Consider the following 12168-nt stretch of genomic DNA (forward strand, 5'->3'; position numbering starts at 1 on the left):
TATGGACTATCTCTAACGGTACCTGTGCCGCTACTACCGACACCGTGTTGCTGACTAACTACGATGTTCCGGCTGTTGCGAAAGCAAACATTGATCAGTTACATTGTAATGACTCCATCTTCACTATGGCTGCTAACAAGCCTACTGAATATGGTGCTAAAGGCACCTGGTCTGTGGTAGGTAAACCTACATGGGTGACTGTTACTGATACCACTTTAAATACTACMAARGTTAAAGTACTSGCRGGKCATACTGCTACACTGGTATGGACYATCTCTAACGGTACCTGYGCYGCTACTACCGACACCGTGCTGCTGACTAACTATGATGTTCCTGCTGTTGCGAAAGCAAACGTGGATCAGAAACATTGTAACGACTCTATATTCACCATGGCCGCTAACAAGCCGACTGAATATGGCGCTAAAGGCACCTGGTCTGTGGTAGGTAAACCTACATGGGTGACTGTTACTGATACCACTTTAAATACTACAAAAGTTAAAGTACTGGCTGGTCATACTGCTACACTGGTATGGACTATCTCTAACGGTACCTGTGCTGCTACTACCGACACCGTGTTGCTGACTAACTACGATGTTCCGGCTGTTGCGAAAGCAAACGTTGATCAGTTACATTGTAATGACTCTATCTTCACTATGGCCGCTAACAAGCCGACTGAATATGGGGCCAAAGGCATCTGGTCTGCGGTAGGTAAACCTACATGGGTAACTATTACAGATACCACTTTAAATACTACCAAGGTTAAAGTACTSGCRGGTCATACTGCTACACTGGTATGGACCATCTCTAACGGTACCTGCGCTGCTACTACCGACACCGTGCAGCTGACGAATTATGATGTACCGGCTGTTGCCATCGCAGGCCCTGACCAGAAACATTGTAATGATTCTATGTTCATCACGGCCGCTAACAAGCCTACTGAATATGGAGCCAAAGGCACCTGGTCTGTGGTAGGYAAACCAACGTGGGCGACCATTACAGACACCACTTTAAACACGACCCGCGTTAGGGTACTGGCTGGACATACTGCTACACTGGTATGGACCATCTCTAACGGTACTTGTGCCGCTACTACCGATACCGTGTTACTGACCAATTATGATGTACCTGCTATTGCGAAAGCAAATGTGGATCAGAAACATTGTAACGATTCCATCTTCATCATGGCAGCTAACAAGCCTACTGAATATGGCGCCAAAGGTACATGGACCGCAGTAGGTAAACCTACATGGGTAACTATTACAGATACCACTTTAAATACTACAAAAGTTAAAGTACTGGCGGGGCATACTGCTACACTGGTATGGACCATCTCTAACGGTACTTGTGCCGCTACTACCGATACGGTGCTGCTGACTAACTACGACATCCCTGCTATTGCAAATGCCAACAGTGATCAGAAACATTGTAACGACTCCATCTTCACCATGGCGGCTAACAAGCCGACTGAATATGGCGCCAAAGGCACCTGGTCTGCGGTAGGAAAACCAACATGGGTAACTATTACAGATACCACTTTAAATACCACAAAAGTTAAAGTACTGGCTGGGCATACTGCTACACTGGTATGGACTATCTCTAACGGTACTTGTGCCGCTACTACCGACACCGTGTTGCTGACTAACTACGATGTTCCTGCAGTTGCGAAAGCAAATGTGGATCAGAAACATTGTAACGACTCCATCTTCACTATGGCCGCTAACAAGCCGACTGAATATGGCGCTAAAGGCACCTGGTCTGCGGTAGGTAAACCTACATGGGTAACTATTACAGATACCACTTTAAACACTACCAAGGTTAAAGTACTSGCWGGTCATACTGCTACACTGGTATGGACCATCTCTAACGGTACCTGCGCTGCTACTACCGATACMGTGCTGCTGACTAACTATGACATCCCTGCTATCGCAAATGCCAACAGTGATCAGAAACATTGTAACGACTCTATATTCACCATGGCTGCCAACAAGCCTACTGAATATGGTACTAAAGGCGTGTGGTCTGTATTAAACAAACCATCATGGGTGAAGATCACCGATAGTACTTTAAATAATACCCAGGTGAAAGTATTGGCTGGTCATACCGCTACACTGGTATGGACTATCTCCAACGGCACCTGCGCCGCTACTACCGACACCGTGTTATTGACTAACTACGATGTACCGGCGGTTGCCATTGCAGGCCCTGATCAGAAACATTGTAACGACTCTATGTTCACCATGGCTGCTAACAAGCCTACTGAATATGGCGCCAAAGGTGTATGGTCTGTATTAAACAAACCATCTTGGGTAAAAATCACCGATACCACTTTAAACACTACCCAGGTGAAAGTACTGGCTGGCCATACCGCTACGATGGTATGGACCATCTCTAACGGTACTTGTGCCGCCACTACTGATACCGTATTACTGACGAACTACGATGTACCGGCGGTTGCCATTGCAGGCCCTGACCAGAAACATTGTAACGACTCTATGTTCACCATGGCTGCCAATAAGCCTGCTGAATACGGTGCTAAAGGCGTGTGGTCTGTATTAAATAAACCATCATGGGTAAAAATCACCGATAGTACTTTAAATAATACACAGGTGAAAGTACTGGCTGGTCATACTGCTACATTGGTATGGACCATCTCTAACGGTACCTGTGCCGCTACTACCGACACCGTGTTACTGACTAACTACGACGTACCGGCTATTGCGAATGCAAACATTGACCAGGAACATTGTAATGACTCTATATTCACCATGGCCGCTAACAAGCCTTCTGAATATGGTGCTAAAGGTACCTGGACAGCGGTAGGTAATCCGACCTGGGTGACCATCACTGATACCACTTTAAACAACACGAAGGTGAAAGTACTGGCCGGGCATACTGCTACGCTGGTATGGACCATCTCCAACGGTACCTGCGCAGCTACTACCGATACCGTGTTGCTGACCAACTACGCAACCGCTAACCAGGCAAACGCCGGCCCTGATCAAAGAATCTGTAACAATACAGCTGACTTTATCATGCAGGCAAATAACCCGGGTGTACCAACTGCAAAAGGCATCTGGACTATCCTCCGCGGAAATGCCACTATTAAATCACCAAATAGTCCGACAACTGCAGTAACTGTGCCTGTAGGTGATACCGCTGTACTCCAGTGGGCGATTGCCAACGGTGTATGCGATACCACTTTCAGCAGAGTGACTATCATCAATTACAAAGCAGCCATTACAGCAAACGCTGGTCCTGACCAGGAAAAATGTAATACTACTGCCGACTTTGTAATGAAAGCAAGTCAACCTGGATCAGGCAGTGCGAAAGGTGTTTGGGAAGATATCAGTCGTATCCCTGGCGCTGCCATCATCAAATCACCAAATGATCCGTTTACCAGTGTAACTGTTCCTATAGGCGACACCGTTATATTGAAATGGACCGTTACAAATGGTACTTGTACAAGCAGCAGCAGCATTGTAACACTGATTAATTACAAGAAAGCAGATGATGCTAACGCCGGTGCAGATATTGAAATGTGTAATAACACCGGAGATTTCACCATGGCCGCTACTCCACTGTCTGTTCCAAGTGCAAGAGGCTTCTGGTCTATTATTAAAGGGAATGCAGTGATCAAGTCTATCAATAGTCCTACTTCTGCGGTAAATGTAAACGTGGGTGACACTGTTACCTTACGCTGGACAGTAACCAACGGTGTATGTAGTGCTACCTGGGACGATGTTACACTCATTAACTACCGCTTACCGGTAGCTGCCAACGCAGGACCCGACCAGGAACATTGCGATGATGCTACCTTTAAAATGAATGCCAGTGATCCTGGTGTGGCAGGTGCAAAAGGTACCTGGATTGTTACCAGCAACAACGCTGCGTTAATCAACATCAGTGACATTAACCAAAAAGATGCAACCATCACCGTTCCTGCAGGCGAAACAGCACAACTGACCTGGGTAGTAAGCAACGGCGTTTGTGATGCTTCCAGCTCAAGTGTAACACTGATCAACCGCAAACCAATACTTGGTAATACCATCCGCGATGATCAGACCGTTTGTTTGACAGAAATGCCAATGGCGATACGCGGTATTGCTCTGAGTGGTGGTAATGGTACCTATACTTACCAATGGCAACAAAGTACCACTGGTGCTACCGGACCGTTTACCAATATTAACGGGGCAACCGGAGATACTTACCAGCCTGGTGTTCTGTCTGTCAATACCTGGTACAGAAGAGTGGTAGCATCTGGTGCTTGTATCAACAACATCAGCAATGCAGTGAAGATCACCGTAGTAACTATCAGTCCGATTGTTACCTTCACTCCTCCTGCTATCACTACAGAATGTGAAAAAGGTAAAGACTACACCACACTCTTCGGAGATCCGGTGTTCAGTCACGCACCTTATAATAATGAAGCACTCACCGTTACTCACAATGATGTGACCGTAGTGACTTCTCCTTGTCTTAGCACCATCACCCGTACCTGGACGGCAACAGACAGATGCGGATTGTCGGTAAGCGCTTCGCAGACGATCACGATAAAGGATACAAAAGCACCGGTATTTACTACCCCTGCTCCTGCCGATATCACGGTTGATTGTGACAAGGTGCCTGCTAAAACAGACCTGAAAGCAAACGACGACTGCGCAGGTGAAATCATCATACCAGTGGTAGAGGTTCGCCAGGATATTCCAGGCAACTGTACTAACAACTATCTGCTGATACGTACCTGGACTGCGAAAGACGAGTGTAACACTGGCATTACCCTGAAACAGGTAATCACGGTGAAAGATATGACTGCCCCGGTATTCAATGTGACCACTCCTGCTGATACAACAGTAGATTGCGACAAGGTACCTGCAGGATTCAATCTCACCGCAGGTGATAACTGTACACCTGGTGTAATTACAGTAGTACCGAAAGACTCCGTGGTTCGTAACCAGGCAAATTGCAGCAACAACTACCTGATCTACAGGAAATGGACCGCCTTTGATGAATGTGGAAATGCAAGTGCAGTACAACAGATCATCAAAGTGCAGGATACCACCAAACCGGTATTCAGCATGCCTGCTCCGAAAGACACCGTAGTAGATTGCGATAAGGTTCCAGCATGGCCGGTAATTACCGCCACTGACAATTGTACCGCTACTGTACAGGTATTCACCAGTACTAAAACGGTGAAATTACCAGGCAACTGTGCCGGCAATTACCAGGAAACACGCACCTGGACAGTTACAGATGATTGCGGTAACAAATCAACCATGCAGCAGATCATCACCGTACAGGATACCACTAAACCGGTATTCACCGTGAGACCTCCTGCAGATACTACCGTGAGCTGCGACAACATCCCTGCTCCTGCTATAGATGTTCAGGTTACTGACAACTGTAGCACTATCGGAAATGGCCTGACGGTAAGCCGCCGCGTCACAACAGAAAGAACACCTGATGATTGTGCCGGTAACTACCGTATCATCAGAACATGGATTGCGAAAGATGCCTGCGGTAATACCACTACTGCAACACAGGTAGTAACGGTGAAAGATACCACCAAACCTGTGATCATGCCTGCTCCGGCAGATGTAGTGATCTTCTGTCAGGATAAAATCCCGGCACCTCCGGTGCTGACGGCTACAGACAATTGCGATAATACCTTCCCGAAAAGAGCTATCTATACGGAAGATCCATTTGTAGCAGATATCTGTAACGGCTATACGATTGTAAGAAGATGGAGTATCATGGATGCCTGTGGCAATAAAGCCGATGATGTGATCCAACGTGTAATCATCAACCCTTGTCCTAAACCACAGCTGGAAGCTACCTTGCCTTCCAACTGCTCTGACAACGGAAGAATAGCATTACGTAAAGTGGGCAACGTATACCTGCCTACCTACACCCTGGTAAGTGTAACACCTTCCAACGTAGTAACAGGTTTACCGCTGACACAAAGCAATAATGTGTTCAACCTGAATGGCGCTACTTCTGCATCATTCATTATAACAGATGGCAGAACCGGTTGTTCTTCTGATACGATGACTTACAACCTGACCTACATTCAGAAACCAATGGTGAACCTGGGCAACGATACCACAATATGTGGTGGCAACAGCCTGGTACTGGATGCAGGACCTGCTAACTTCGCTTACCAGATTAAATGGTCTACCGGCGCAACCACGCAAAGGATCAATATCAATCAGGCTGGTACTTACTGGGTAAATGTAAGCAACGGTGAATGTGCTACCACAGACACCATTCATGTAAGCCTGGTACCAACACCACTGGTAGATATCCCTGACACGACCATCTGTCGCGGTCAGTCTGTGAAACTGGATGCTTATGTAAATGGTGCACAATACCTCTGGAGCAACGGTTCTACTGCTTCTTCCATACTGGTAGGTACACAGGAAGAATTCTGGGTGAAAGTGATGAAGTCCGGATGTATCACTATCGATACCGTGAAAGTGAGTGTGAATCCTCCACCAGATATCAGCCTGAGTCGCGATACATCGATCTGCCCTGATCAGTCTATCATGCTCACTGTTAATTCAAATGGCGGCCGTATCAAATGGCAGACAGGCGAAACCAGCAACTCTATCGTGGTGAATCAACCTGGTGGTTACTGGGTGGCAGTAAGCAGAGACAATTGTGTGGTAAGAGATACTGTAAACGTAAGACTGAAACCATCTATCACACTGGATCTGGGACCAGACAGGAATATTTGTCCTGGTGGCAGCATCACACTGGATGGTACTAATCCTGATGCAATCTCCTACCTCTGGAATGATGGCGATCCTAAACCGGTTAAACAAATAACACAGGCCGGCAAATACAAACTGGCAGTGATGGATAGATACTGTCAACGTGTATTCATGGACAGTGTAACCGTAAGAATCACCGGTTTACCAGTTATTAATCTGGGTAGAGATACCGTAATGTGTAAAGGTGAAACACTGACCCTTCACGCTGARGGCGGTGGAATCACCGGAGTAYGCTGGGATAACGGTTCTTCCGCTCCTACACTGCCTGTGACGAACGGAGGTACTTATACAGTAACGGTGTTCAACGATTGCGGCACCGCTACTGATGATATCACGGTAGACTTTGTACAATGTGAACCAAAACCACAAGTACCAAATGCCTTCTCTCCAAATGGCGACGGACGTAACGATGTGTTCAGACCAATAGTAAGAGGACAAATGTTCGACTACGAACTGCGAATCTTTAACCGCTGGGGTGAATTAATCTTTATGACTTCCGATGATCATAAAGGATGGGATGGTAAATACAAAGGCGTTCCGGTAGATGTAGGCACCTACGTATGGTGGCTTAACTACAAAAAAGTAGCCGGAGGAACTTCCAACGTTCTCAAAGGTGAAGTAACTGTAGTCCGCTAACACCGGTCAACAGACATAAAACAAAAAGCACAAAGCAAAAGGTGATCTGCCTTTTGCTTTGTGCTTTTTGCTATTAACTGAATCTCACCTTTTTTATTAACTTAGTAGCGATGCAAATGGAATTTACTCACCAGCAATCATGATCAATATGAAAGTTTATGACACCGTAACAGCTGCAATGGAAGATCTGCGCAAACGTGGATACACGGCTGATTTCAATCTTCTTTTTGACAGTATACATACCACGGATACGAAGGTGCATCCACAAGACTTTGAAATTACAGAGACCTATCGTTTTGAAGGAGACACTGATCCGGGTGATGAAGCAGTGGTATATGCCATCGAAACAAAATCAGGCACCAAAGGCATATTAATGTATGGGTATGGTGTTTATTCAGAAGACATGTCAGAAGATATGATCCGTAAACTGGGGTCAAAATAAAATTGATGAAACATAGCTCCTTATTTTTACTGGCCATTGGCTTTGGGCTATCCGCCCATAGYCAGTCTGCCGGCAATCTCGATTTGATTCCAAGGCCCGCATCGGTCACTGCACAAAAAGGTACTTTTGCCATTTCCCCGCAAACGCATGTTTTTACTGCACGCGTCTTTTCCGGTGTAGCTGCTCTCTTTGCAGAAACGGCCCATCTTCCTGAACCACAGCTGGCGTTGATGAAAATGGTACCGTTGCATAGTGTTGTATTTACCGCAGCAGATAAATCCCTTATTCCAGATTCAGCCGGATACCAACTGAACATTTCGCCGGACTATGTAACGATTTTTGCACGTACCCAAACAGGCGCCATCAATGGTATGCAGTCGCTACTACAGTTACGGCTGCTGCAACCGGATCAGACTACCCTGCCCTGCGCTGAGATAACGGACCATCCCCGCTTTGGCTATCGCGGTGTTCACCTGGATGTGTCACGAAATTTCTTTCCTGCCACTTATATCAAACGCTTCATAGATCTGATGGCATTATATAAGATGAACACTTTTCACTGGCACCTGACAGATGGCGCCGGATGGAGACTTGAAATAAAACGCTATCCTGAACTGACGAAAGTTGCCGCCTGGCGTAATTACGCTAACTGGAAAGACTGGTGGACCAAAGGCCGCCGGTATTCGCAGGAAGGTGATCCTAATGCCTATGGTGGTTATTATACCCAGGCAGAGGCGCGGGAAATAGTAGGGTATGCAGCACAGCGGGGCATAACTGTTATTCCGGAAATAGAAATGCCCGGCCATTCAGAAGAAGTACTGGCGGTATATCCGCAGCTGTCCTGCTCCGGCGTACCTTATAAAAACTCAGAGCTATGCCTGGGTAATGATACTACCTTCACTTTTCTGGAAAATGTATTAACAGAAGTAATGGATATTTTCCCATCTCCCTATATTCATATTGGTGGTGATGAAGCAGATAAAAAAGCCTGGAAGAGCTGTCCTAAATGTCAGCAACGCATCCGCAACGAAAAACTGAAGGATGAAAATGAACTGCAGAGTTATGCCATCAGGCGCATAGAAAAATTTCTCATCGCGCATAAACGCAAACTGCTGGGATGGGATGAAATACTGGAGGGTGGCCTCGCTCCGGAAGCTACCGTGATGTCATGGCGTGGAGAAAGCGGCGGTATTGCGGCCGCAAAAGATGGCCATGATGTAATCATGACACCTGGTGCATATTGTTACTTTGACAGTTATCAGGCCGACCCGGCCACCCAACCTGAGGCAATCGGCGGATATCTTACACTCGATAAAGTATACAGTTATGAGCCCGTTCCGAAAGAACTGGATGCAGCTGCATCCAAACATGTTCTGGGCGCACAAGCCAATATCTGGACCGAATACATACCCACCTCCTATCACCTGGAATACATGACCTATCCACGTTTGCTGGCTTTGTCGGAAGTGGTATGGTCAGATACAGCACATAAAAACCTGTCTGATTTCCAGCAACGGTTACAATCGCACTATCTCTTACTCCAGCGGCTAAACGTAAATTATTATCGGCCCTCTCATAGCGTCACCATTCATCCGGATATAGATGCCGCACATCACCGGACTGTTATTTCATTCCGTTCAGAACAATACCAGCCGCAGATCCGCTATACGCTGGATAGCAGTATGCCAAACAACCAGTCTGCTTTGTATACCAGTCCGTTTGTGGTTGCTGGTTCTGCTCCTGTCACCGCCGCTATTTTCAAAGACGGTCAGCTTCAAGGAAAGCCAGCTTTCCTTCAATTGGATGATCACGTAGCTATTGGTAAAAACGTGAGCTATAATGTTCCTTACAGTAAAAAATATCCTGCTCAGGCAGCCGCTACTCTGGTAAATGGTTACCGCGGCTCTCTTACTTATGGGGATGGCCAGTGGCAAGGATTTGAGGGGGATATGGACGTGACAGTAGATATGGAACAGGAAACAAACCTGCATCGTTTAGCCGTTACATTTATGCAGCTGACGGGTCCTGGCGTATACATGCCATCCTTTGTAGAAGTATCGATCAGTGATGATGGGAAAACTTTCCGGCCGCTGAAGCAGGTAAACAATGACGTTCCTCTCAGTATTTCCACACTTGTTTTTAAAGAGTTTAAATTTGACGGGAGTGGTCAGAAGGCGCGGTATATCAGGGTTCACGCAAAGAACGAACAACACGGGTTTATGTTCGCAGATGAAATTATTATTTACTAATATTGAATGCGTAGCTGTTAGTGTAAAGATACACTAACAGCTACGTATATATGATTATTTCAATTTTGACATTTCCTTACTTAACCTGTAATCTACCATCCCATTGAAATTATTGAGTGGCCTACCGTTCGGAATAGCGGTGCGCAATCCATTCACGGTTTCTGTATTCAATTGTGCTGCTCTCGCTGTTGGGAAGGCACCGGTATTAATATAACCCATTATCTTCTTCAGATTATCGTCATTAGCGGTAGCGCCCCAGGGAACGTTAACATAATCAACAGCCGCTTTATCTACATCAATACCTGTATAATAATCTCCTGATCCATTGGCATTGTGCGTGGCAAAGTTAATGGCATAAAGATCAGCCAGGTACTTTACTGTGCCTGAATGATTATAGGCAGAGATATTAAAATCAATGAATCCAACCGGCTTGCCGTATGTCTTCTCACCAACGAGCAAAACTTTCACATAAGGCTTGAGATTATTGAGTGTCAGTTCGCTAGCAGAGGCTGTATTACCACTGGTGATAAAAAATACATTATCCAGTGCCAGTCCACCGGTTCTTCCCGGGAACTTAACCGTTTCCGTTAGTCCTGTAGCGGCCAGGTTTTGCATGATCTTATCATTGTACTTGTAAGTGTACATGGTTTTACCAGCTGCAGATGCGGGGGCAATGGCGCTATCCAGGTATTCTGCGGTAGTAGTAGCTCCTCCTCCATTATACCGTAAATCTACAATCAGGTTTTTAATGCCGCTGGCTACAAATTTGGTAAACGCCTGGTCAAGGGCTGTTTTGGTATAAGTAGCCTGTCCTTTATCGTTGAATACGCTGGCAAAAGTATAAAGACCAAAGTAACCTACTTTTGTATTATTCGCTGCAGTATATACGGTATCAAACAATACGGGGTTGATACTATACGCTACCGGATTGAGTGTAGTCGTAAACGTTGTCTTATCCGCCCTGGTTATTCCCAATGTTACCGTGGAAGTAGATCCCATGATAGCGTTGTATACAAACTGTAACGAAGAATTGGTATTGGTAAAAGAAGTAGTTCCGTTAACAGACGTAATTTCACAGCCTCTGTCGATCCCAGCCTTGCCTGCCGGGCTATTTTTATCTGCATACAATACAAAAATGCGTACCTGGTTGCTGCCGGAAGATACCAGCACAGGAGCATACTCCAGCCCAAAATCGCTGGTGGTAGCTGCAAAAGTGCTGGCGGAAATACCATTCATGAGTTTATTGGTCAGTGTGCCATTCCTGTCCAGGAAACTATAGTGGTCATATGGTGCAGCAGTAGCCGTGTTGACGGCATACCTTTTCATTACAGCGAGCAGTGTATCAGCGTTCGGGTAGCTGGCGCTAAACGGATCCAGCTTGGGTACGGATGAATACCAGAAGTAGGTAGGCAGGCCGCTTGACAGGGTGCGTCCACCATCACCATAGGTTACCTGCATAATCTGGTACATCAGGTACTTGAGTGAGTCTTCCGCTTGTGCGGTTGTGAGCTGCGTGGTATCCACCGGAGTAGGCGGCGTTGGGCTCGTATTGTCTTTATGACAAGACATGAAAATGCCGGCACAAAAAGCTCCGGCCAGCATGGCTTTAGTTCCCGTAGAAAACAATTTGTTATACATAAAAACGGTTAAGACAGATTTCAGTAGTATGCAAACTAGTGAGTAGCCAGTGTTTGTCTGGTCCAGAAGTCTGCGGAATAATACAAGGCGAAATGGTCGGCGTATTCACCCGGCATTGGTGCTTGTTGCCCTTTGGCACGCTTGGCCTCCAATTCCTTTTTATCCTCTCTCTTCATCGCATTCACCTTAAAATGGTAAGCAATGGGTTTATCAGCAACCGCTGTCATCCCCAGTGTTTTCAATGGAATAGCCAATTCACAAACCAGGTTACCGGAAGCCTCATAAGAAGCCGCTGATTGAATACCAAACGTATTATGCACCGGAATATTGCCATTGGGAATACTATCAAACCCATCGACCTTTATTTCTTTCAGATTAGCCAGGATCTGTTTTTTCAGTTCTCCGGCAATCAGTGCCCGGGAGGCTTCTGGTA

General features: G+C 46.2%; 5 protein-coding genes. 3 read left to right on the forward strand and 2 right to left on the reverse strand.

Going from position 1 to position 12168, the window contains the following annotated elements:
- The 3 genes from AC1DP6_RS35475 to AC1DP6_RS35485 form a co-directional block, all read left to right on the forward strand.
- The coding region (locus AC1DP6_RS35475; RefSeq protein WP_477059135.1) for a gliding motility-associated C-terminal domain-containing protein at positions 1-7406 on the forward strand (7406 nt) is incomplete at its 5' end.
- 148 nt (positions 7407-7554) lie between these two features.
- A complete protein-coding gene (locus tag AC1DP6_RS35480; protein ID WP_477059136.1) occupies positions 7555-7848 on the forward strand; it encodes a hypothetical protein in 294 nt (97 codons plus the stop codon).
- Positions 7849-7853: 5 nt separating this feature from the next.
- Positions 7854-10097: a glycoside hydrolase family 20 protein gene (locus tag AC1DP6_RS35485; protein ID WP_477059137.1), complete on the forward strand. Its 2244-nt coding sequence runs from the start codon at positions 7854-7856 to the stop codon at positions 10095-10097.
- 54 nt (positions 10098-10151) lie between these two features.
- On the opposite strand, the gene AC1DP6_RS35490 is transcribed toward AC1DP6_RS35485, so the two are convergent.
- Positions 10152-11735: a S41 family peptidase gene (locus tag AC1DP6_RS35490; RefSeq protein ID WP_477059138.1), complete on the reverse strand. Its 1584-nt coding sequence runs from the start codon at positions 11733-11735 to the stop codon at positions 10152-10154.
- Positions 11736-11770: 35 nt separating this feature from the next.
- On the reverse strand, positions 11771-12168 hold a 398-nt coding region (locus AC1DP6_RS35495; RefSeq protein WP_477059139.1), incomplete at its 5' end, for a hypothetical protein.

It is taken from the genome of Chitinophaga sp. 01L420 (assembly GCF_056399985.1).

Coding starts and splice junctions, on each gene's coding strand:
- AC1DP6_RS35490 (WP_477059138.1), bottom strand. CDS start 11,735: ATGTATAACAAATTGTTTTCTACGGGAACTAAAGCCATGCTGGCCGGA.
- AC1DP6_RS35480 (WP_477059136.1), top strand. CDS start 7,555: ATGAAAGTTTATGACACCGTAACAGCTGCAATGGAAGATCTGCGCAAA.